21 protein-coding genes and 1 pseudogene are annotated in these 22,408 nt (G+C 67.9%); 6 read left to right on the forward strand and 16 right to left on the reverse strand.

Annotated elements, in window-relative coordinates; genetic code table 11:
- Positions 1-63 precede the first annotated feature (63 nt).
- Both ACZ466_RS01020 and ACZ466_RS01025 read left to right on the forward strand, forming a co-directional pair.
- A pseudogene (locus tag ACZ466_RS01020) lies at positions 64-761 on the forward strand (biotin carboxylase N-terminal domain-containing protein); the annotation flags it as partial.
- A gap of 429 nt (positions 762-1,190) precedes the next feature.
- The gene (locus ACZ466_RS01025) at positions 1,191-1,331 is read left to right on the forward strand and encodes a biotin/lipoyl-containing protein (protein ID WP_464043999.1); all 141 of its coding nucleotides are present in this window, start codon (positions 1,191-1,193) and stop codon (positions 1,329-1,331) included.
- A 234-nt stretch (positions 1,332-1,565) separates the two neighbouring features.
- On the opposite strand, the gene ACZ466_RS01030 is transcribed toward ACZ466_RS01025, so the two are convergent.
- From ACZ466_RS01030 to ACZ466_RS01060, 7 genes are all read right to left on the reverse strand, one after another.
- Positions 1,566-2,012: a MarR family winged helix-turn-helix transcriptional regulator gene (locus tag ACZ466_RS01030; protein ID WP_378280956.1), complete on the reverse strand. Its 447-nt coding sequence runs from the start codon at positions 2,010-2,012 to the stop codon at positions 1,566-1,568.
- Positions 2,009-2,764, reverse strand: a complete 756-nt coding sequence (locus ACZ466_RS01035) for an SDR family NAD(P)-dependent oxidoreductase (protein ID WP_378280955.1) — start codon at positions 2,762-2,764, stop codon at positions 2,009-2,011. The genes ACZ466_RS01030 and ACZ466_RS01035 overlap by 4 nt, the downstream gene beginning before the upstream one ends.
- 131 nt (positions 2,765-2,895) lie before the next feature.
- A complete protein-coding gene (locus ACZ466_RS01040) occupies positions 2,896-4,119 on the reverse strand; it encodes an ABC transporter substrate-binding protein (protein WP_378280954.1) in 1,224 nt (407 codons plus the stop codon).
- Positions 4,120-4,177: 58 nt separating this feature from the next.
- A complete protein-coding gene (locus tag ACZ466_RS01045; RefSeq protein ID WP_378280953.1) occupies positions 4,178-6,937 on the reverse strand; it encodes an ABC transporter permease subunit in 2,760 nt (919 codons plus the stop codon).
- Positions 6,934-7,695 carry an ABC transporter ATP-binding protein gene (locus tag ACZ466_RS01050; RefSeq protein WP_378280952.1) on the reverse strand — a complete coding sequence of 254 codons (762 nt, stop codon included), beginning with the start codon at positions 7,693-7,695 and terminating at the stop codon, positions 6,934-6,936. Before ACZ466_RS01050 ends, ACZ466_RS01045 begins: the two co-directional genes overlap by 4 nt.
- A gap of 495 nt (positions 7,696-8,190) precedes the next feature.
- A complete protein-coding gene (locus ACZ466_RS01055; protein WP_378280951.1) occupies positions 8,191-8,382 on the reverse strand; it encodes a hypothetical protein in 192 nt (63 codons plus the stop codon).
- Between the two features lie 172 nt (positions 8,383-8,554).
- Positions 8,555-8,905: an SDR family NAD(P)-dependent oxidoreductase gene (locus ACZ466_RS01060; RefSeq protein ID WP_464042667.1), complete on the reverse strand. Its 351-nt coding sequence runs from the start codon at positions 8,903-8,905 to the stop codon at positions 8,555-8,557.
- A 372-nt stretch (positions 8,906-9,277) separates the two neighbouring features.
- On the opposite strand from ACZ466_RS01060, the gene ACZ466_RS01065 reads away from it, so the two are divergent.
- Complete coding sequence (locus tag ACZ466_RS01065) at positions 9,278-10,195, forward strand: MBL fold metallo-hydrolase (RefSeq protein WP_378280949.1); 918 nt, start codon at positions 9,278-9,280, stop codon at positions 10,193-10,195.
- Positions 10,196-10,269: 74 nt separating this feature from the next.
- Here ACZ466_RS01065 and ACZ466_RS01070 read toward each other — a convergent pair whose 3' ends face one another.
- Genes ACZ466_RS01070 through ACZ466_RS01090 form a run of 5 tightly spaced genes read right to left on the reverse strand, consistent with a single transcriptional unit; the run spans position 10,270 to position 15,652 of the window.
- Positions 10,270-10,509 carry a hypothetical protein gene (locus ACZ466_RS01070; protein ID WP_378280948.1) on the reverse strand — a complete coding sequence of 80 codons (240 nt, stop codon included), beginning with the start codon at positions 10,507-10,509 and terminating at the stop codon, positions 10,270-10,272.
- A gap of 44 nt (positions 10,510-10,553) precedes the next feature.
- A complete protein-coding gene (locus tag ACZ466_RS01075) occupies positions 10,554-12,011 on the reverse strand; it encodes an aldehyde dehydrogenase family protein (protein WP_378280947.1) in 1,458 nt (485 codons plus the stop codon).
- Between the two features lie 23 nt (positions 12,012-12,034).
- Positions 12,035-12,991 carry a PDR/VanB family oxidoreductase gene (locus tag ACZ466_RS01080; RefSeq protein ID WP_378280946.1) on the reverse strand — a complete coding sequence of 319 codons (957 nt, stop codon included), beginning with the start codon at positions 12,989-12,991 and terminating at the stop codon, positions 12,035-12,037.
- Positions 12,984-14,426, reverse strand: a complete 1,443-nt coding sequence (locus tag ACZ466_RS01085) for an aldehyde dehydrogenase family protein (RefSeq protein ID WP_378280945.1) — start codon at positions 14,424-14,426, stop codon at positions 12,984-12,986. Before ACZ466_RS01085 ends, ACZ466_RS01080 begins: the two co-directional genes overlap by 8 nt.
- Before the next feature lie 47 nt (positions 14,427-14,473).
- On the reverse strand, positions 14,474-15,652 hold the full coding sequence (locus ACZ466_RS01090) for a thiolase family protein (protein ID WP_378281025.1): 1,179 nt from the start codon (positions 15,650-15,652) through the stop codon (positions 14,474-14,476).
- Positions 15,653-15,764: 112 nt separating this feature from the next.
- On the opposite strand from ACZ466_RS01090, the gene ACZ466_RS01095 reads away from it, so the two are divergent.
- Positions 15,765-16,670 carry an NAD(P)-dependent oxidoreductase gene (locus ACZ466_RS01095; protein ID WP_378280944.1) on the forward strand — a complete coding sequence of 302 codons (906 nt, stop codon included), beginning with the start codon at positions 15,765-15,767 and terminating at the stop codon, positions 16,668-16,670.
- Between the two features lie 19 nt (positions 16,671-16,689).
- Here ACZ466_RS01095 and ACZ466_RS01100 read toward each other — a convergent pair whose 3' ends face one another.
- Positions 16,690-17,352, reverse strand: a complete 663-nt coding sequence (locus tag ACZ466_RS01100; RefSeq protein ID WP_378280943.1) for a TetR/AcrR family transcriptional regulator — start codon at positions 17,350-17,352, stop codon at positions 16,690-16,692.
- Positions 17,353-17,497: 145 nt separating this feature from the next.
- Positions 17,498-18,550: a Rieske 2Fe-2S domain-containing protein gene (locus tag ACZ466_RS01105; RefSeq protein ID WP_378280942.1), complete on the reverse strand. Its 1,053-nt coding sequence runs from the start codon at positions 18,548-18,550 to the stop codon at positions 17,498-17,500.
- A gap of 197 nt (positions 18,551-18,747) precedes the next feature.
- On the opposite strand from ACZ466_RS01105, the gene ACZ466_RS01110 reads away from it, so the two are divergent.
- Together ACZ466_RS01110 and ACZ466_RS01115 are read left to right on the forward strand one after the other, a co-directional pair.
- Positions 18,748-19,542: an SDR family NAD(P)-dependent oxidoreductase gene (locus ACZ466_RS01110; protein WP_378280941.1), complete on the forward strand. Its 795-nt coding sequence runs from the start codon at positions 18,748-18,750 to the stop codon at positions 19,540-19,542.
- A 137-nt stretch (positions 19,543-19,679) separates the two neighbouring features.
- Positions 19,680-21,095 carry an MFS transporter gene (locus tag ACZ466_RS01115; protein ID WP_378280940.1) on the forward strand — a complete coding sequence of 472 codons (1,416 nt, stop codon included), beginning with the start codon at positions 19,680-19,682 and terminating at the stop codon, positions 21,093-21,095.
- A gap of 13 nt (positions 21,096-21,108) precedes the next feature.
- Here ACZ466_RS01115 and ACZ466_RS01120 read toward each other — a convergent pair whose 3' ends face one another.
- Together ACZ466_RS01120 and ACZ466_RS01125 are read right to left on the reverse strand one after the other, a co-directional pair.
- Positions 21,109-21,927 carry an FAD binding domain-containing protein gene (locus tag ACZ466_RS01120; RefSeq protein ID WP_378280939.1) on the reverse strand — a complete coding sequence of 273 codons (819 nt, stop codon included), beginning with the start codon at positions 21,925-21,927 and terminating at the stop codon, positions 21,109-21,111.
- Positions 21,924-22,406 carry a (2Fe-2S)-binding protein gene (locus ACZ466_RS01125; protein ID WP_378280938.1) on the reverse strand — a complete coding sequence of 161 codons (483 nt, stop codon included), beginning with the start codon at positions 22,404-22,406 and terminating at the stop codon, positions 21,924-21,926. The genes ACZ466_RS01120 and ACZ466_RS01125 overlap by 4 nt, the downstream gene beginning before the upstream one ends.
- Between the last annotated feature and the right edge of the window lie 2 nt (positions 22,407-22,408).

Consider the following 22,408-nt stretch of genomic DNA (forward strand, 5'->3'; position numbering starts at 1 on the left):
GGACAGTGCCGGTTGGCCGTTGCGGGAACTGCCCCCTCCGGGCCGCTCACCCCGCGGAAGACACTGCGTGCACGTCGAACCGTTCGCTCATGGACTGTCGATTGTCACGCCGACACTGATCCGGCGTGCAAGGGCGTCGGGATCAGGAGCGTCGCCGTCTACGCGGACCCGGACCGCGACGCCCTGCACGTGCGGCCGGCCGACGAGGTTCGCTCGCTCGGCGGCGCCACCCCGGCGGACTCCTACCTCGATATCGCCAAGATCATCTGGGTCACCGAGAAGCCCGGCGCCGACTCGGTCCACCCCGGCTACGGATTCCTCGCCGAGAACGCCGAGTTCGCCCGGGCAGGCATCCACGCCGGGCTGACCCGGGTCGGTCCCCCGCCGGCCGCCATCCAGGCGAACGCGCCGCTGGCCCCGGCACCAGGGACCGGTCAAGGACGCCGACGAGGTCGTCGAGTTCGCGAAGGCGAACGGCCTGCCGTTCGTCATCAAGGCGGTCTTCGGCGGCGGTGGCCGCGGTCTCAAGGTCGCCCGCACGTTCGGGGAGATCCCTGACGCCTACGAGTCCGCGAGGCCTTCACGGCGTTCGGCCGTGGCGAGTGCCTGGTCGAGAAGTCCCTCGCCGGCCGCGCCACGGCGAGACCCGGTGGCCGGCCGACCACTACGGCAACGTGGTCGTGGTCTCCACGCGCGACTGCTCGCTGCGACTTCATGCCCGCTCCGAGCACCCTGTCGGCGTGGAGCCCGCCAAGCGGCCCCTCCGTCCGGGTCGACGGCATGCCGACCGCGATCCCGTTCCACCGCGCGGTCGTGTCCGACCCGGCGTACGTCGGTGCATCCAACCCGTCCGGCGACGGCTCGCTCGAGCCTGCACCCAGTGGATCGAGACAGAGTTCGACAACCGGATCGAGCCCTACGCCGGCGAGCACGCTGAGGCCGGCTCCGCTGATTTGGGCCAGGCGAGCGGCAGTCCGTCGTCGTCGAGCGCGGCGACCGAGCGTGGTCGTCGAGGTCGCGCCCGAGCGGCTCGAGGTCGTGCTCCCCGGCAGGCTCGCCGCAGCCCCGCCAGCGGCGCGAAGAGGCTGAGGCGTGCGGGCCGCAAGAAGGCCGGCGCCGCCGCCGGCGGCGATGCAGGCACCATCGTCAAGATCGTCGAGGAGGGCCAGGACGTCGCCGAGGACGACGCTGTGGTCGTCATCGAGGCCATGAAGACGGAGCAGCCGCTCAAGGTCCACGAGACCGGCACCGTCACCGACCTCCAGGCCGAGGTCGGCCGGACCGTCGCCAACCGCGCGGACATCTGCGAACTCGAGGAGGCGACGCGATGAGCAAATGGCTCGTGACCGCAGGACGACTCGACATCCGAAGCTCGTCCGCCTGGGAGCCACAGGGAACACGACACGCTCGCCGAGCGGCGACCCTCGTCCTGCCTGGGGCTGCACCTTTGACGGGCACCTACCGTTCGGCGGCACCTCGGCGCAACAATGTCGCGTCACTCTCGAAGGGCCGTCAGCCCAGCTCATCGTCACCACCTCGCCGTCCTGAGCGAGAAGCGTCACGAATCAGGCCTCCGCCAGGCGTGCGATGAGGGGGCAGGCGGCAGCGAGAAGCTCGGTCTCCTCGCTGCTCAGGCGCGAGTCGATGGCCTCGGACAACCATGCGGCCCGGTGCCTCAGGACGCTCTCCACCAACTCCCGACCGCTGTCTGTGATGGTGAGCAGCATCCGGCGGCGATCCCTCACGTCGGGAACGGCCTCGACCAGCCCGGCGACGCGTAGCGCGGCCACGGTCTCCGCCATCGACTGCTGCCTCACGTGCTCCAGTGCGGCCAGCTCGGTGGTCGTCACCGGACCGACGTCGGCCAGACGTCCGAGCGCGGACAGCTGCGACATCGACTGACCAGAAGTCAACGAGGTTTGCTCGGCGCGAAGTCGCGCTCGCAGCCGGATGGTCGCCAGCAGCAGCTCCGCCGCCAGTCCCGACCCGGCGTGTTCGGCGAGTCCGCTCATGCGGCCGACCACCCCCCGTCCGCCGAGACCACCGCGCCGTTGACGAACGAGGCCTCGTCGCTCCCGAGCCACGAGATCAGCGCTGCGATCTCGTCCGGCTCGCCCTTGGGTGGCATGGTGGCCTTCGCCAGACTCGCCCGCTCGAACGCCCATCCGGTGCGGTCCGAGCTCTTGTGCATCTCCGAACGCACCGTGCCCGGCAGCGCGGCGTTGGAGCGGATCCCCTGCGGCCCGTAGTAGTAGGCGATGCTTTTCACGAGACCTAGGACACCATGTTTGGTCGTCGCATAGGCGACTCCGGCCGGCCCCGCACCGAGCGACGCCCGTGAGCCGACAGAGACGATGGCGCCTCCACCCTGCTCGATCATTCCCGGGAGGACCGCACGGCACATGCGCATCAGCCCGGTGAGGTTGACCTCCAGGACCCGGTGCCAGGTGTGGTCGGCAAGGTCGCCGAGCGCGGTGTAGCCATCCATCACTCCGGCCACGTTCGCGAGCAGGTCGATCCTTGGTCCGGCTGTGGCCACGAGCCGATTGACGTCCTCCTGTACGGCGATGTCCGCCTTGACCAGCTCGATGTCGAGTTCGAGCCCGGCGAATCGCTCCTCCGCACGCGCCCGCGCTTCGTCGCTGATGTTGCACCCGACCACGCGGGCGCCCTCCCGCGCGAGACGCTCGGCGGTGGCGCGGCCGATGCCGTTGGCTGCGCCGGTGACGAGTGCGACCTTGCCCGCATGCCTCTGGGTATCCACGGATGCCTCCTTCGGGTGGTGACCCCGAGGCGTCCCCGGAGTGAAGTGATGGCAGCGGGGCGAGGCAGACCACCCTATGCACAGGTTACCTGTGCATAGGGTGTTCCGATACCTCGACTGGGTGCGTGTCGTCAGCTCGTGGGGACGAACTTCTTCTGGGAGAGGTCCCACGGGTCGTCGTTCGACAGCACGAGCACGCCATTCTCGACCACGCCGAAGTACACGAGCGGCTGGACCATGCCCGGCGGCACCCTCTTGGGCGACTTGGCGGTCGGCGTCCACGGCGGGAGAATGCCCTGCAGGCCGACGTCCTTAGCAGACTTCAGCGCATCGGTGAACGACCTCCGATTCACGTCTCCGTCGACGCCCTTCGCGATCTCCGCGACCGCGTAGACCGCGAGCCAGCAGTGCATGGCGAGCGCGGACCGGTCGGCGGCGTTCTTGTCGCCGGCCTCCTCGGCGGCCTTCATGTCGGCGACGAACTTCTTGACACCAGGGATCTTGTCGGCGGCGCTCACGGGCGGAACGGCGAGGCCCAGCCGCGCGCCCTCGATGAAGTCACCGAGCTTGGCGATGTTGGCCGGCGGCACCTGGTTGTCGTTGGTGATAAGCGTCGGCTGGAAGTCGATCTGTCGCAAAGCCTGCAGCAGCGAGTACGCACCCTGCGCGGTCACCATCGGCAGGAGCCCCTCGTGGCCGATCTCCTTTACCTTCTGCGCGTAGCTCGACAAGTCCGACGTCGTCGGCGGCACATAAATGACGTCCGCAACAGTAATCCCGGCCGCTTCCATCTGCCGCTTCGTGGCCTCTTGGACCTCATGCGAAACCGGAACGTCAAAGGTCACTATCGTGGCACTCTTCACGCCCGCCTGACTCGCAAGGTCTGCCGCACTCATGAATGCACCCATCGAGAACGAGTCGAAGGTGTAGCACGTCGGGCAGGCGATCTCGGCCGGAGTGAGCGCGAACGGCGCGATGTTCGGAAGCGTCTTGAACTGCGGGAGGACGCTTTGCATGTTGGTGCTGAACAGGCCCACCGTGGCGATCTGGTCCCCCGACTCGGCCTTGCGAGCGCAAGCAGCAGCGGCGTTCGGATCCGTCTTCTCGTTGCAGAAGTCGAGCTCGAGTTTCTTGCCGTTCACGCCTCCTGCCGTGTTGATCGCGGCAACGGCGGCCCGAGTTCCCGAGACGGCGTCGTCGTAGCTGTTGCTGCTCGTGTCGACCGGCGTGATCAGGCCGATCTGAATGGCATCGGAACTACCGCGCGTGCTGGAGGCATCACCACAGGCCGTCACCCCGAACAGACTGGTGAGCAACAGGGTGGCGACGGCAGCAGCCTTAGGGCGTGCGTGCATGAGGTGGCTTCCTTCTGTGATGGGGTGGTGTGATGGTGCTGATGGCTACATCCGCGATTCAGAGGGTCGGACTCGGCTCTGGATCCGTCTGTTCGTCCGCGGCGACGTCTGCTTCGGACCGGCCCAAGTAGGCGGCCAGGACCGCAGGTTCCTCAGCGACCTCCGAAGGCGTGCCTTCGAAGATCGGTTCGCCGAAGTCCAGGACGAGAATGCGGTCGCAGGTCTCCATCAGCATGCGGACGTCGTGCTCGACCAGAAGCACGGACATCCCCCAGCGATCAGCCAGCCCGCGAACAAGCCGACCGAGCTCGGCGCTCTCTGTCTCGTCCAGGCCGGCGCCGGGCTCGTCCAGCAGCAAGATCGACGGGCTCGACGCCACGGCACGAGCGATCGCCACCAGGCGCCGAGTTCCATACGGGATCTCACTCGGCATCCGGTCGAGAACCTCTGCGAGGCCGAACTCACGGACCGCTGCCGCGGCGGCCGCGGAGAACGGTGGCTTGCGAGGCCAGATCATGTCCGTCAGGTAGTGCCGGCCGTTCTGCTCCTCGGCCGCGGCCAGCAGATTCTCCCGAACGGTGATGTCGTCAATGAGCTCGAGCGACTGGAACGAGCGGGACATTCCCAAGCGCGACCGGCGCCACGCGGCCCGGCGCGTCACCTCCGCTCCACCGATGTGGATCGTTCCCGTCACGGGTCGCACGAAGCCGGTCACGGCATCGATGAAGGTGGTCTTGCCCGCACCGTTCGGACCCATGAGACCGATGACGCTTCCGGGCTCGATCTGAAGGTCGACGCCGTCGAGCGCGACAACGCCGCCGTACCGGACACCGAGTCCCCGCACACTGAGCGTCTCGGGTTCGACCGGATCGACGTGTCCCAGCCGCTCGTCCCGCTCGCGGTCGGCCGCCGCCGCATCCGAAGCGCCGGCCTTCGGTCCCCTTGCCCAGAGCTTCGCGATCCGCTTCCCACCATGGGCGATCACGCTTGCCTGCCCATCGGGGTGGGTGATGAGGATCAGCAGGAGGGCGACACCACCGACGAGCGGGATGTAGGACTCGATGGCAACGACGTGCTCCGAGATCACACGTCCGATACCGCCGGGGTGGAGGCCCGACCCAAGCGCCGGACCGAACACCCAACCGAGTCCACCGGCAACGGTGAGTCCGACGGCGTTGATCGAGTCCATCGGCTGGAAGCCCGTGCCGAGAACGACGTTCGGGTACTGGTAGGCCCACAGCACGCCTCCGAAGCCGGCGATGCCGGAGCTGATGGCGAAGCCAACGATCTTCGCCCGGACGACGTCGATCCCGAGCGCCGACGCGGCGCGCTCGTTGGTCCGCACAGCGATCAGTCGGCGTCCCGAGGCTCCTCTACGCATGTTGGCGACGAGGACCATGACGACGATCAGGCAGATCAGCGTGAAAACCGTGTAGTCGGTCGGCGACAGGATTGGATCGATGTTGTGCCCGAAAACGGTCGGCGGGTCGAGCCTCACCCCGGCGGTGCCACCGGTGAGCTGGTTGTTGTTGAAGATGAGCGACTGGACGGCCAGACCCATGCCGAGCGTGATCACCGCCAAGTTCACCCCACGCGTCCGGAGCGCCGGCAGTGCGAGGATGACGCCGCACACTGCGGCACCGATCGTGCCGACGACCAGCGCCACGCTGAACGGCAGGTGCCACGCACCACCGGCGATGCGCGCCCCGAAGAGGCCTCCGAAGCCCGCCAGGGCGTACTGCGCCAGTGAAAGCTGCCCGGTGAATCCGGTCAGGACGACGACCGAGACCATGATGATCGACACCATGGCCATCACGCCGATAGTGATGTTCCAGTCGTCACTGAACACGAACATGACGAGGACCAGCGTCACGACGGCCGCCGGGATGGCGAGGCCTAGCCGAATTCGGCCCGACCCCAGTGACGGCAGCCGGTCTGCGACGGCCCCTCGCATCGGAATACCGCGGCCGCGGATGATCATCATGATCAGGATCAGGAAGAAGGGCACGGCGTCTTCGGAGCCTGTCGGTACGTACTGCTCCAGCGGTCCTGCGATGAGGCTCCGGACGATGCCTATGGAGAGACCGCCGACGAGGACCAGCCAGTAGTTCGAGAAGTCACCGACGAGCGCGGCGGCGAGGGCTGCGATGACGATGAAGGTCAGGACAGTGATGTTCAGACCGGAGTAGGGAGTGACCAGGATGCCCGCGACCGCGGCCAAGCCTCCGCCCGCCGCCCAGCTCGTGGTGGACAGACGATCTGGCGACCAGCCGAGCGCCGAGATCGAGCGCTGGTTCTCGGCACCGGCTCTAGCCGCGATCCCGGACAGAGCGCGCTGGCCGTAGAGGTAGAGCGCAGCGGTGACCAGGACCGCGATCGCCGTGAGCCACAGGCGATCGGCGGGCAGCACGAGGTCATTGCCGAGGTGAATCGATCCTGAAGGAAGGACCGGCTGCGCCGAGACCAGAGCGGTCCCCCAGCGCAGGGATGCGATCGCCTGGAGAACGATGAGGATGCCCAGGGTCGCGATCACCTGCGTCAGGGCTGCCGACCGCCGCAGCGGCCTCATCACCAACGGATGGATGAGGCCTGCGAGGAGTGTGACCGCCAGCACGGCGACGATGAACGACGGGACTTCGCTCCAGCCAAGAGTGGTGCGGAACTCGACGTGGTACAGGTAGGCGCCGGCCATGGCCAGGCCTCCATGCGCGAAGTTCACGACTCCGGAGGCTCGGTAGATCGACACGATGCCTTGGGCGAGCAGGACGTAGGCGCTGCCCATGCCCAGGCCAAGGAGCACGTACTGGATCCAGGTCATCGTGAGACCTCCACGGACTCGTCGTCGTGGTGGTCCGACCGTCCGCCGCCCTGCAGGTACGAGGCCTCGATCTCGTGGAACCGCTCGCGGAGCTCGGCCGCGGGTGCGGCCATCTCGACCGTGCCCCGTCGGAGCACGATGGCGGTGTCGGCGAGCTTCAGAACCTTGTCGACATGCTGCTCGACGAGGAGGACGCCCAGGCCGTCATCTGCTGCGCGACGCACCGCGGTCAGCAGGCGGTCGACAGCGAGGGGAGCCAGACCGAGCGAGAGTTCGTCGACGAAAAGAAGACGTGGTGACCGACTGAGGGCCCGAGCGAGCGTCAGCATCTGCTGTTCCCCTCCGGAAAGCAGTCCGGCGGTCATGCGTAGCTTCGACTTCAGCTCTGGGAACAGGTCCAAGGCGTAGTCGATGTCACAGCGACCGACTCGAAGGTTCTCCATCGTGGTGAGGCGCATGAAGACCGAGCGCTCCTCGGTGACGAGCCCGAGCCCGCGGCTCGCGCGCTGGTGCAGCCGCTGGGGGCGGCTGTCGCCGAAGAACGAGATCTCGCCGGCCAGCGGCGACAGCTCGCCCGCCAGGGTCAGCAGCGTCGTCGTCTTCCCGGCACCGTTAGGGCCCACGAGGGCGACGACTTCACCGGACACGACGGTCAGGTCGAGGTCACGGACGACCGCGCCGGCGCCGTAGCCCGCTCGCAGTCCGCGCACCTCGAGCAACGTTTCACCGGCCGGTGTCCGCTCTTGTCGCTTCAACACGTCGTCTCCCGTTCCCTGGGACGCTCAGGTCTCAACATGCGGCCAATTGACAGTCACAGATTTACGTTCATGTGTCAAGCATCACACCAAGCCTTCGTCGACCAGACGGCCTCTCTCGGCCAATGCGCCTCGATTTAGCCTCTGACATGCATAGATGCGATCTACGACATGCACCACCTCACGTCGGTCACGCTGGCGCACTACCTCGTCACGTACACCACTTCTCGTGCCGAGTAGGGTCTGTCGACCATGTTCCGGTGGCACTGGAGGATCTTCTCCGCCGCTTACTGGGGCCACTGACACACTTTTCGTGACTCTGTGTATCCCTCGCCGGTTTGCCGAGGGGCTACCGGGCGCACAAACCGTCGTCGTCGCGCTGCGCCACTCCCCGAGACATCATGTAGCCAGGCGTAGGGGCCTGGACGTCGGTGCGCCGAGGCCACGTCGTCAGAAGTCCGTCATCCCGCCTCCGACGGAGACAGCCGTGCCGCTCAGTCACGCACCTGCCGCCGAGGACGACACCACCGCCATCGCAGCGACCTCTTCGGGCAGCGAGAAGCGGCCGATGTTCGACTTCTCCATGCCGCCGGCCGACGCCATCCGGCTCTGTGGCGTCGATCCCCCACGCATCCGCTCGAGCGCGTGGGGGCCGACCATCACACCCGGACGAACGGCAACGGTGGACACCCCCGTGCCCTGCGAGTCGAATGCCAGGTTCCGGGCGAATCCGATTGACCCCCAGACTTGGTGCTGTTGTGGACCACCAGGCCGGGCACTGTGGTCTTGCCACCCTCTGACGCGATGTTCACGATTCGGCCCGACCCACGCGGGATCATCACCTCCAGAGCCGCACGGCTCGCTACATGGTGCCCAGGTAGTTGAGATTGACCAGCCGCGCAATCGTCTCCGGAAGCCGGTCCATGAATCGGCCGTGTGAACGCATGGCTCCACCGGCATCGTCGACCAGGACGTCGCGCGGGCCGAGCTCGCGGTCCACGGTGCGCATCGCCCGATGAATGTCTTCCCACTCTGTGACGTCGGCCCGCAGTGGCCGCGTGGGCACACCCCACCGTTCGGTAGCGCGCCGCCACCTCCTCAGCCTGGGCGAACTCGATGTCCAGGACGGCAACGGCCGCTCCGGCAGATGCGTATCGATCGACCAGTGCCCGGCCGAGCGCACCTCCACCTCCTCCTGTGACCGCGACGACACGGCCCGTCAGGTCAACGAGTTCGCCGACCGATCGCTCGCGGTCTTCGAAGGGCAAGCGGTCGAGTGCGACGAGCGCGATGATCTCTGGCGCGATGCCATCCGGCTCCGACTGATGGGTCGCTCGGTCGTGTCCACTCACGGACGCTGCTCCCAGGTCTTGGCCGCGCGGTCGTGGGCGGCTGAGGGCTCCCGTCCGCTCCCCGGACAGGGTCGGCTCAGTTCGCGAAATCTGCCGACGAGTATCGACTGTCACAAAATCCCGCGATAGTGTCACCACTTGGGACGCACCTTCTCCGAAGAACGCTCGGGGTCCTGACCGGGCGGTTCGGCGTGCTTCCGAAGCTCGACCCCCGCTGAAAGGAACGACTCGTCATGTCCTCAACACCCGTTAAGGAGCAGAGTCCTCGCGTCTGGAGCGCTGCTCTGACTTCCCTTGAGCTCGGCGGCCTGACGGTCACATTCCTGCCGGACGGCGTGCACCACGTGGAGGCACCGACCCACTATCCCGATGCCCCCGAAGGAGTCTGGGACAGGCATCCTGAGGTCATCGACGACGACGGTCTGCTGGTCATGAGCGTCGGTGCGTTCCTCATCCGTACCCGCGAGCACAACGTGCTGGTGGATCTGGGCTTCGGACCCAACAAGGTCGACGTCACAGCACTGACCAACGGCCAGTTCCGCGGGGACCTGATCGGAGGCGCTCTGCTCGAGAGCCTGTCCACCGTCGGTTTGGAGCCCGCGGACGTCCACGGCATCGTGTTCAGCCACCTGCACCTGGACCACGTCGGCTGGGTCATCGATCCCGAACGACCCGACGAGCCGACTTTCCCGAACGCTCGCTACTTCATGGCTACCGCCGAGCTCGACTACTGGTCGACCGAGACCGACCCGGCCGAGCGAGTCAAGGGCGCCACGGACGAGCAGATCGCGATGATGCGCCGCTCAGTCGAGCTCGTGGACTCGCAGACCGAGATCTTCCCGGGCGTCGTCGTCGTGCCGACCCCGGGTCACACCTGGGGCCACGTTTCGGTGCTCGCCAACGGGACGGACGGCAAGGCCCTGGTCATCGGTGATGCGTTCCACTGTCCCGTCGAGCTCCAGCACGACGGCATGAGCTTCGTCTTCGACCAGGACTCCGCGAAGGCCCACGAGAGCCGGGCGAAGATCAACGAGATTCTCCAAGAGGAGAACGTCTACTTCGCCGGCGGACACTTCCCTGACCGCGTCTTCGGGAAGCTCACCGCGGGCGACGACTCGCATGTGCACGGCCTGGAATACCTTGAGCACTGAGCCGCACACACGCACGAGGGCCCGGCAATCTGCCGGGCCCTCGTGTCGCGACAGGCGAGGTCTGGGACGAGCGGCTACCCGGCGGTTTCCCGTTCACGATGTGCCGGCCGGTCGGGCTCGCGCGCCCCGGACCCCTCGCCGACCGGCCAAGCCTCGACCCAGTACTCGCTGCCGAGGTAGACATAGAAGTCGTCCGCGTGCTCCTCATGTGTCTCCTGGTGCCGCCAGGTGCCGTCCGCAAGGTGCCAACCGTCGCGCTCGGCCTCGCGGCGCCAGTCGAAGAAGTATCCCGTGATGTTCTGGCCGGTGCTCATGGGTGCTTCGCCTCCCCTCCATCATTGCGCGCGGCCCAGCGCGCTCATTGTTGAATGGCGCTGACTTCAAGGAACTCCTCAATGCCGAACCGGCCGAGCTCGCGCCCGATGCCGGACCGACCGAAGCCACCGAACGGAGCTCGCGGGTTGAACCGCGCGCCATTGATGTCGATCTGCCCGGTGCGAATGCGCTTGGCGATGGCCACCGCCCGCTCTTCGTCGGCGGACCATACTCCACCGGCGAGACCGTAGTCGGAGTCGTTGGCGATCGCGACCGCGTCGTCGATGCCGTCGTGTCCAACGATCACCAAGACCGGGCCGAAGATCTCCTCCTGCGCCAGACGCGAGCCGCGTGGCACGTCGGAGTAGGCGACGGGTGCGACGTAGTAGCCGCCCTCGTGGCCGAGGTCGTCCACGCTGCCTCGGGCGATCTCACGCAAGCCCTCCGCACGAGCGACCTCGAGATAGTCCTCGACGGTTCGCTTCTGGGCAGCGGATGCCAGCGGGCCCAGCCGCGCGCCCTCAGCGAGAGGGTGCGTCACCGGCATCTTGGCCATCTCAGCGGCCACGAGTTCGTCGACCTCGACCAGCCGGGATCGCGGAACGATCATGCGGGTCCACGCCGTGCAGGTCTGTCCCGAGTTCGTGAACGCGTGGCGAACCGACGCCTTCACCGCCGTGGTGAGATCGGCGTCCTCGGCGATGATGCTGGCGGACTTGCCGCCAAGCTCGAGGGCGACCTTCGTGATGTTGGCCGCCGCGACCGCGGCGACGCGAGCGCCGGCCCGCGTCGATCCCGTGAAGGAGACGATGCCCACGTCCCGGTGCCCCGCGATCGCCTCGCCCACCCCCGGACCTTCACCCGTGACGACATTGAGCAGGCCGGCCGGCACGCCGGCCGCATCCGCCGCCTCGGCAAGGATGAACGCGCTCAGCGGAGCGACGTTGGCGGGCTTGAGCACCGTCCCGCAGCCCGCCGCGATGGCGGCACCGAGCTTCGCGGCGATCTGGTGCAGCGGGTAGTTCCACGGGGTGATCGCACCGACCACGCCGACCGGCGTCCGATGGACCAGAGAGTTGCCGATCGTCTGCTCCAGTTCCAGCTCTCGCACGTCGGCGGCATAGCCGCGCAGCACGCTGAGAGGCAGCCCGACCTGGAGCAGCCGCGACATCCGCAGCGGCGTGCCGACCTCGAGCGCCACGGTGCAAGCGATCTCGTCGGCCCGCGCCTCGATCTCATCGGCGAGTCGCTCCAGCAGCGCCGCCCGCTCGGCCACCGAGGAGGACGACCACCTTTCCGTGGCCAGCCTCGCGGCCTGAACCGCGCGATCGACGTCGGCCATCGATGCCTGAGCGACCTTGGCGAGCACCTCGCCGGACCCCGAGTTCGTCACCGCCACCAGATCCTGCTCGCCCGTCGGCTCGACCCACTTGCCGTCGAGATAGATGTGAGCGCGGTCGTCGACGGTGATCTCGCGAGCGTCTTCCGTCGTGGCGGTCATCGAAGTCTCCAAGAATCGTCGGCTCACAGCTCGAGGGTGAGCTTGTCGGAGAGCGCCCGCGACACGCAGATCATCATCACGTCGCCCTCGGCTCGCTCTTCGTCGGTCAGGTAGGAGTCACGGTGCTCAGGTCGTCCGGCCAGCACCCGCGTCTCGCACGTCCCGCAGATGCCTTCACGACAGGACGACATCGCGAAGACGCCGGCCTTCTCGACCGCTTCGAGCAGCGTCTCGTCAGGCGCGACGACGATCGTGACCTCGCTGTCGACGAGCTCGAGCTCGACCGCCCGGTTCTCGCCATCGTCCACCTGACCGGCGACGAACCGCTCGAGACGGAGAGTCCAGTCCGCGCCCGCCGCCCGCTGCTCGAGTGCGGCCAGCAGCCCGTCGGGCCCGCAGGCGAAGACCGCCGTCCCGAGACCGGCTTCTTTGAGCACGACGTCCAAGTCGAGCAGACCGCGTTCGTTCTGCGGCCAGAGCTCGACGGCGCCCGGATGGCGACGCTCGAGCTCCTCGCCGTAGGCCATCGACGCGGGACTGCGGCCGCCATAAGTCAGCCGCCAGCTCGCTCCGCGTCGGTCAGCCTCGGCGATCATCGGGATCAACGGGGTGATGCCGATCCCCCCCGCCACGAACTCGTAATGATCGGCATCGACGAGGGGGAAGCGGTTGCGCGGTCCTCGCACGATCACCTCGGCGCCCGGTCGCAGGTTCTCGTGGACGGCCCGCGAGCCGCCGCGGCTCGTCTCGGGCTGCAGCACCGCGATCCGCCAGCGACCACCGTCGCCCGTGTCGCCGCACAACGAGTAGTGACGAAGCAGGTCCGGGGCGAGCTGGAGCTCCACGTGCGCCCCTGGCTCCCACGCCGGCAGGGCGGTGCCGGGTCGCGGACCCAGCTCCAGTTCGACCACGCGGTCCGCGACCTCGCGACGACCGAAGACCACGAGGGACAGCTCGACCTCAGGCGAGCGCTCAGCCATCGCCGTCCTCTAGCAGGATCTGCACGCTCTTGGTGTAGGTCATCTCTTCGTAGCCCTCGATCCCGCTGACCCGGCCGTAACCACTCTCGGCGATCCCGCCCATCGCGTACGCCGGGTCGCCGCGCCGGTATTGGTTGACCCACACAGTGCCGGCGGACAGCTTGTTACTCACCCGATGCGCACGGTCCAGGTTCTTCGTCCACACGGCCAGCGACAGCCCGTACGCGGTGTCGTTGGCGAGCTCGACAGCATCCCGCTCGGACTTGAATCGCGAGATCGCCAAGACCGGACCGAAGACCTCCTCCTGGAAGACGCGCATGGAGCGGGACACCTCGGTGAAGATCGCCGGCCGGATCAGCTGGGGGTGGTCGAGCTGCTCCCCGCCGTAGACCAGACGGGCGCCGTCCTCGCGACCCGCCGCGACGTAAGACCTGATCCGCTCGAGCTGACCGACGGTGGCGGTCGGACCCATGTCGGTGGCCTCGTCGGACGGGTCGCCGATCACCAGGCCGTCGACGTACTCGAGGACCCGCTCGAGGACTCGGTCGTGGATGGAGTCCTCGATGATGGCCCGGCCACCGCACATGCAGCTCTGGCCGGCCGCAGCGGTGAAGCCCTGAGCCACGGCGAGGGCCGCCTTCTCGACATCGGCATCGGCGAACACCACATTGGCCGACTTGCCGCCGAGCTCCATGACGACTGGAACCAGCCGGTCCGCCGCGTGCCGGGCAACGATCCTGCCTCCCGCCGGGCTACCGGTGAACGCCAGCTTCGCCACGTCGGGGTGGGAGCACAACCGGGCGCCGACGACGGCGCCCATGCCCGTGACGACGTTGAAGGTTCCCGGCGGGAAGCCGGCCTCGTGGGCGAGCTCAGCGAGTGCGAGGGTCGAGACCGGGGCGACCTCGGAGGGTTTGACCACGATCGTGTTGCCGGCCGCCAGCGCGGAAGAGGCCGACTGGGCCATGATCACGCCCGGCGTGTTCCACGGCGACTGAATGCCGACCACGCCGTACGGCATTCGTCGGGTCATCGCCAGGACCCGCGGGTCGCGACCCGCGGGGACGGTGTCGACATAGGTCTCAGCGACGCTGGCGGCGTAGCGGAAGTACCCGCTGATCGAGCCGTACATCCCGCGCTCCTCGCGGATGACCTTGCCGTTGTCACGCGACTCCAGCCTGGCCAGGCGCTCGACATCCCGGTCGAGCAGGTCGGCGAAGCGGCGCAGGGTCGCGGCGCGGGGATACGCACTCGCAGCCCAGTCCGACTCGACGACTGCCGAGCGAGCGGCCGCTACCGCTCGGTCGACGTCGGTCTCGTCACCCTCGGGGATGCGCGCGAACGCCTCCTGGGACCATGGGTCGACCGACTCAAAGGTCCTGCCGGACCGTGCCGGCACCCACTCACCGTCGATGTACATCAAGTAGACGTCCATGGCCGCCTTTCGGGCTGTGAGCCGGTTCAGGCTCGGCATGTTCGGGGTCAGAGAGCTTCGAGCAGCAACGCGTTGGCCATGCCGCCCGCCTCGCACATCGTGACGAGGGCGCTCTTCGTCGAACCCCCGATGGCGTGCACGGCCGTGGTGGCCAACCGCGCGCCGGAGGCGCCCGTCGGATGCCCTAGTGCGATCGCACCACCGCGCGGGTTGAGTCGATCCGGGTCGGCGTCGAGGCTGCCCGCCCAGGCAAGCGGCACGGGGGCGAAGGCTTCATTGACCTCGACGTGATCGATGTCGTCGAGCTCGCGCCCCAACCGGTCGAGCAGCTTCGTCGTCGCCGGGATCGGCGCCGTGAGCATCTGGATCGGGTCCTCGGCGGTCACGACGCCACCGACGATCCGCGCCATCGGCGTCAGGCCGTTCTTCTCCGCATACCGCTCGCTGACAACGAGCAGAGCCGAAGCCCCATCTGCCAGCGGCGACGAGTTACCCGCCGTGATCGACCAGCCGATCTCGGGGAATCGCTGCTTGTCGACCTCATTCTCGAAGGCGGGCCGAAGGCCGGACAGCGCCTCGACCGTCGAACCCTCGCGAATCGTCTCGTCCTGGTCCAAGACCACCGCTCCGGATGCGCTGCGGATCGGGACGATCTCGGCGTCGAAAGCGCCGGCCGCGCGGGCCTGCGCCGCACGCCGGTGCGAGGTGACCGAGTACTCGTCGAGCAGCTCTCGGCCCAGCCCCCAGCGGGCCGCGACGAGCTCGGCGGCGATGCCCTGGGACACGAGCCCAGGCGGGTAGCGCCGCGCGGCGCCGCCGAACGCATCGGCGCCCTGCCGGTTGGAACCCATCGGCACCCGGCTCATCGACTCCACACCCGCCGCGACGACCACGTCCTGGCTGCCACCGGCGATGGCCTGGTAAGCGAACTGCAGCGACTGCAGGCTCGAACCGCAGCGGCGGTCGATGGTCACCGACGGCACGTGCTCGGGCAGGCCGGCCGCCAACCAGGCCCAGCGTCCTGGCGTCGCCGACTGCTCGGCCACTTGCGATACGCAGCCGGTGACCACGTCCTCGACCTCTGCCGGGTCGACCCCGGTCTGCTCGACAAGTGCGGCGAGCACCTGGCTCAGCAGGTCGATCGGATGAATGCCGACCAGCGCGCCCGTCGGCTTTCCCTTGCCGATGGGCGACCGGAGCGCCCCGACCACCACTGCGGCGTTCACCATGATTGCCCCTTCGGCGACGCAGACTTCCTTAGTCACATTGATACATTATCTGCGTCATGGTGTCATGATATGCGACCGACTTCACACACGGAACCCGCGAGGACATGAGATGAGCGCTTCGACTCCCCCGCCCGCCGCGACCGCGCCGGACGCACCCGGCCTGGCTCTCCGCGTCGGCTTCATCGGGCTTGGCAACATGGGGGCAGGGATGGCCCGCAACGTACGCGCCGCGGGCGTCGAGACCGTCGTGTACGACACTCGCGCCGAGGCCGTGGCGGAACTGACTGATCTCGGGGCGACCGCCGCTGCGCATTCCGGCGAGGCGTGCCTTGGCGTCGAGGTGTTGTGCGTGGCCGTCTTCGACGAGACGCAGGTGCGGGCGGCCTTGCTCGGCGACGCCACCGGCCCGGGAGCGCTCACGACCGCCGCACCCGGCACCGTGATCGCCATCCACAGCACGGTCTCCGCTGCCTTCGTGCGAGAGCTCGCGGACATCGCGATGCGCCAGGACGTGCACGTCATCGACGTGGCCATGACCGGGGGCGGCGACGTGGCCGCTCGGGCCGGGACCCTCACCTTCATGGTCGGCGGGCCCACTCGAGCGGTCCAGCGCTGCCGCCCGGTGCTCGACCTCATGGCGAGCAACGTGTTCCACGTCGGCGAGACCGGCGCCGGCGTCAGCGCCAAGATCGTCAACAACTTCCTCGCCACCAGCAACGTCGCGCTGGTGCGGGAGGCCCTGGCCATCGCCCGGGGTTGCGGCTTCGACGAGTCGCTGCTCGAGGTCATCGGCGCCGGTGGAGTGGGCTCGAGCTGGGTCAGCAACAACTGGGACCGGATTCGCGCCCAGGAGGAGACCTACACGACCGGCCGCGAGGGCATGGCACGGATGTGGGCGAAAGACCTTGCACTGGCCGCCGGTCTCGCCGGTCAGCACGACGTGCCGACCCCCATCGCCGACTTCCTCATCGAGCACATCGTTCCCGAGGTCGGTGCTCAGGGCCTCACCGGCTGACCCGACGCCGCGGCGAGGGCTACTGCTCCTTGCCACGCGACCGGCGCGTGCCGGCCTTCGGCGCCTCGACCGCCTGCTCGGCTTCGGGCAGCATCAGCCCCGGCAACGCGAACGTGCGAAGCATGAACTTCACGTGCTCGTCGTCATGGCGACTGATGACCGGGTTGGGCCCGAGCATCGAGAACACCAGATGCGTGACCCACTCGGTCGCGTCGGCGACCGTGATGTCCTTGCGCAACTCTCCGCGCTGCTGCGCGCGGCGGATCAGTGGCGCAAGGAAGCGTTCAACGAGGCGAGTGAACTCCGTGCCGCCGAACAACGCCTCCATCGTCTGGCCGGACTCCTCGACTGCGAAGAGACGGGACAAGGTCGGACTCTCGTTGACTCGCCGGGACATCAACAGCGCGACCTCGATGACGCCCTCGCCGAACGACGCCCTCTCGTAGATGAGCCGGCCCTCGCGGCTCAACTCCTCGAATTCGCGGGAGATGACCGCGACGAATATGTCCTCCTTCGACGCGAAGTAGCGGTAGACCGTCCGACGGGACAGTCGAACCTCACGGGCGATCTCGTCGATCGTCGTCTTGCCGACTCCGTAGCGGTAGAAGCACGCGGCGGCCCCATCGACCAGCCGGGCCCGGGTGGCATCACCCGGAGCCAGGTTCTCGGCGCGGCGTGCCATGTTCGAACTCCCTACAATTGTTCTTCTTGTGACTCTTACCCGCCGGGTCGGACGTCGGCGCGAGACTATCGCATCATCGCGCCACGAGCCCGACTCGGCGCCGTCGTCCGCGCTGGAATTGCCGGTCCCGTGCCGGCGCCGTCGGTCACGACGCCGGCGTGTAGGTGGTCGGCGACTCCGGGAACGGCAGGTCCGCAGGGACCGGCGCCGCCTTCGGGGGCTGCGGCGCGTTGTCCTCGCGGAAGCGGCGGGCCCAGGCGCGGAAGGCGCCGATGGTCTTGCGCTCGTCACCCACGAGCGGAGCGTTCTCGATGTAGATCTGGTTGTCCCAGATGATCCGGTCGTTGCCTCCGGCGTTGAGGGCCTGCTTGCGCTGCTCGTCGATCACGGCCTTCGCGCGCCCCTTGGGCTCGTCGGTGTCGTCGAGCCGACCGACCCAGATCGAGAGGGAGTAGACCGACGTCTCGTGGTCGATCGGCGTGATGGCACTGATCTGAGCAGTGGGGTGAAGTCCGTGGAGTCGGCTGTAGACGACGCCCAGGCCCCACTGGTAGTTCTCAATGCGCACCTTGACGTCCCCCTCGCGGGTCGGGACGTGTCCGGTGAAGTCGGTGAAGAACATGTCGCCGTCGGCACCTCCGCCGTTGAGCAACGGCACGTCCGCCCACTTGTGGACCGTCCGGAGGTGGCTGATGTCCGCAACGTTCTCGAAGGCGAACTGCGGCGGAAAGGTCACGTTCGCCCGCTGAGCGCCGTGCGGATACAGCGGGTAGAAGGCCGGGTCCTCCGACTCTGCCACTCGAGGCGGCAGGTATGTCGGTTCCTCGTCGCCCTTTCGCGAGAACCACATGTAAACAATGCCGTCCTGCTCCTGGGTTCGGTGCGTGCCCAGGCTCTTCTTGATGCACCGGTCGAGGTACGGGATCTTTGTGTTGGCGCCATCGATGCCGCTCCACTCCCAGTTGTGGAAGGGGCACATGATGCTCTCGCCGCGCACCTCGCCGCCGTGTCCGAGGTGAGCTCCCATGTGCTGGCAGTGCGCGTCGAGCAGGTGGACATCACCGCTCTCACCTCGGAAGGCGACCAGGTCGCGCCCGAAGTACCGGAGCGGCATCACCCCGCCGGCTTGGAGCTCCCCGCTCCAGAACGCGTGGTACCAGCCGGTGCCGTACTGGCGGATCATCTCAACCTCGGCCATGGGAACTCCCTTGTCGTGGCACCACGCCGGGCGCCGCTCTCCAGCTCACCCGCTCACATCGCGATCTCGCGAGCCGGACTCACACTCCGACCATGTCACATTGTACCTGAATGTGTGCTGTAATGACATCGAGTCAAACGACCTACCTCACCAGGTCCTCAGACACCCACCGGACGGCACAAACGGAAGGCCCGGCTTTGAGTTCTCCCGCAACGGATGTCACTGACCTGACCGGCAAGGCCGCCATCATCACGGGCAGCGGGACCGGCATCGGCCGAGAGATCGCACTGCTGCTCGCGCGGCGCGGCGCAGACGTGGTCCTGGCGGCACGCAACGAGGAGCGGCTGATCGCGACCGCCGAGCAGATCGCAGCGACAACCGGCCGCAAGGCACAGGTGGTACCGACCGACGTCAGGGACGACGACCAGATGCGCGCCCTCGTCGACGCCGCCGTCGCGTCCCACGGTCGCCTGGACGTGCTCGTCAACAATGCCGGTGGCTCCTACTTGAAGCCGATGGTGGACCTGGACATCGCCGAGTGGGACCGGATCATCTCATTGAACCTGACCAGCGTCTTCTCGGCGACGAAGGCGGCCATCCCCCACTTGGAGGCTGATGGAGGCGGTTCCATCGTGAACATCTCCTCCTCATCCGCGTCGACCGGCACGCTCGGCGGTGCGGCCTACAGCGCCGCGAAGAGCGGCGTGGAGATGCTGACCAAGGTCGCCGCGGCCGAGCTCGGACCACGAGGCATTCGCGTCAACTGCGTGGCGCCCGGATTGACTCGCTCCGAGGGCGCTGAGCGCTCCTGGAGCCGGGGCAATCTTGATGTGTCCGGGAGCGAGGAACGCATGCCGCTGCGTCGAGTGGCCGAGCCGCTCGAGATCGCCAAGCTGGTGCTGTTCCTCGTCTCCGACCATGCCTCGTACCTCACCGGCGAGGTGCTCCACGCCGATGGCGGTCCCAAGATGGACGGAATCCCCGAGATCTGATCCTCGTCGCGGCGGCTTCGGCGGACACACGGGGCGGCGACGCCGGCGAGCCGAACCGGCAACACCGTCAGCGTGTCATTGTGACAGGAGGTCGGGACAGCGTGTCACGCTCTCGTCGCGCAACGACCCCGGGCGAGATGGCGCAGCGCCGTGACCGGCGTACCGCCGACGCTCGGCCCCGCGAGTGGCAGTTCCTGACACCCCTCGCGCTCGGCTCGATGCTCAACCCGGTGAACTCCTCCATGATCGCGACAGCGCTCGTCCCGATCGGCGGCGATCTGGGCATCTCGCCGGGACGAACCGCCGTACTCGTGTCGGTCCTCTATCTTGTGTGCGCGGTGGCGCAACCGACGCTCGGACGCATCGGTGAGGTGTTCGGAGCGCGCCGCGTCTTCCTCATCGGCTCGGCACTGGTGGCCGTTTTCGGCGTCGTCGGCGCACTGGGCACCAGCCTTGGGATGCTGGTGCTCGCGCGCGTGTTCATCGGCGTCGGCACCTCGGCGGCCTTCCCGAACGCGATGCTCATCATCCGTGCCCGTCAGCAACGCGAGGAAGGCTGGGATCCTCGCCCCAGCCTGGGCGTGATGACGGTCGCAGCACAAGTGACGACCGCTGCCGGTCTGCCGATCGGCGGGCTGCTGGTCGAGTTGGCCGGATGGCGCGCCGTCTTCCTGTTCAACGTGCCCGTCGTCGCGCTTTGTCTGACCATGACCATGCTCTGGATTCCCCGCGACGAGCGCGCCCCACTCAGGCCGGGGGCAGCGCTGACGCGCATCGACCCCATTGGCGTCGTGCTCTTCACAGCGACCATCGGCGGCCTCCTCGCCGCCATGCAGACACTGGGCCGCGTCACTTGGACAGCTCTCACCGTCTCCGTCATCGGTCTTGTCGTGCTGCTGTGCTGGGAACGACGCGCGTCGTCACCGTTCATCGACGTACGATCGCTGGCCCGGAACGGCGCGTTGACCCGCACCTACCTGCGGACCGGGCTCACCTACGGCACGACGTACACGATGATGTACGCCTACACCCAGTGGATGCAGGAAGGCCGTGGCCTCGACGCTTGGGTCGCGGGGTTGGTGATGGTTCCGATGACCGGCGTCGCCGCCGCCCTCAGCTGGCTGCTGTCGCGCCGCGGCTTGATCCGCCCCTCGCTGCGTGTCGCCGCCGTGGCCGTGACCGTCACCGCCGCCGGCTTGATCCTGCTCCGGGACGACACGCCAATCCCGTTCCTCCTACTCGCGGCGTTCGGCTTCGGCATCGTCCTGGGCGGCATGAGCACGGGTAACCAGAACGCGCTCTACGCTCAGGCGCCGGCCTGCGACCTCGGCACGTCGTCCGGCCTGTACCGAACAGCGACGTACCTTGGCGCCATCGGCTCGAGCGCCCTCACTGCCGTCGCGTACGCCGACGGCGTCGACGACGGCGGCTTCCGCATCATCTCGATCGCTCTGGTGATCGTTGGACTCGCGGTGTCCGTGCTCACCTTCGCCGATCGCACACTGGCGCGCACGACCCACGACCCTCCCCAGGATGCCGGAGTGCGCAGCTGAGGTCGTGTCGCAGTCAGTGCGTGCTCTCGCCCGCCAGCGCTCGCCGTAGCAGGACACGGGCGAGATGACGCCGGTAGTCCGCCGTCGCCGTGGCGTCCGAGAGTGGATCAGAGCCCGCGTCAGCCAAAGCCGCCACTTCGTCGTAGGGCCGCCCCAGGCGTAGCGCCGACTCCGCTTGCGCCGCACGAAGCGTGGTCCAGCCCATTCCAGCCAGTCCGATCCCGGGCACCTCCCCACCGACGTAGGCGACACCCACGACCGCCCAGAGCATCGCGCGCGGGCGGAACTTCTGGAACGCCCACGGGAGTCGATCATGAGCGGGCACATCGACAGCCGTCACGAGCAGCGGTCGCGCCGCGGCCCTGCGTGCGTTCAGGAAAGTCTCCACGTCGTCGACGTGCTCGCCATCCTGGTCGCGGTAGTGGACCAGGGCTCGCAGCGCCACCAGCGCAGCGGGGAGGTCGGCCGCCGGATCGGCATTGCACAGCGACCCTCCCAGGGTGCCGAGATGACGCACCTGCGGATCGGCCACGGCCGATGCCGCCTGCGCCAGCAAGGGGACGACCCGGCGGATGTGCGGATCCAGCTCGAGTTCCGCATGCCGCGTCATCGCCCCGATCCGCACCCGCTCGCCGGCTACGTCGAAGCCACGCAGCTCCCGTACGCCGGACAGGTCGACCAGACGCTCAGGTCCGGTCTGCGTTGCTTTCATCGCCACCAGGAGGCTCTGTCCGCCGGCCAACGGAATGGCAGGTCGGCTCGGATCGAGCAAGGCAGCCAGCGCCGCATGCAGATCGGTTGGCAGATCAAGCGCGAAGTCGTGGTCGATCACGACGGTCTCTTCTGAGCATCGGCGGTCGCGAGCAGCGCAGCCACGATGTTGTGGTACCCGGTACAGCGGCACAGATTGCCCTTCAAGGCCCGCCGCGCACTCTCCTCGTCGCAGACGCGACCCTCCTCGAGCGCGCTCACGGCGGCCATCACCATGCCCGGCGTGCAGAAGCCGCACTGCAGGGCATGACAGTTCCTGAAGCTCTCCTGCACCGGGTGAAGGTCGGTCTCGCCGGCGAGCGCCTCGATCGTGGTGACGGTACGGTCCCGCGCCTGAGCGACAAGGACCGTGCACGACTTCACAGAGCGCCCGTCGAGCAGCACGGTGCAGGCGCCGCACGTCGTCGTCTCGCAGCCGGTGCGGGTGCCGCGCAACCCGAGATGATCGCGCAGTGCCTCGAGGAGCAACGTGCGCGGCTCTACCTCGAGCTCGGCCTGCGCGCCATTCACCGTCAAGAAGATGCGCAAGCGCTCGGACATGC

This window comes from Actinomadura rugatobispora, from assembly GCF_055379765.1.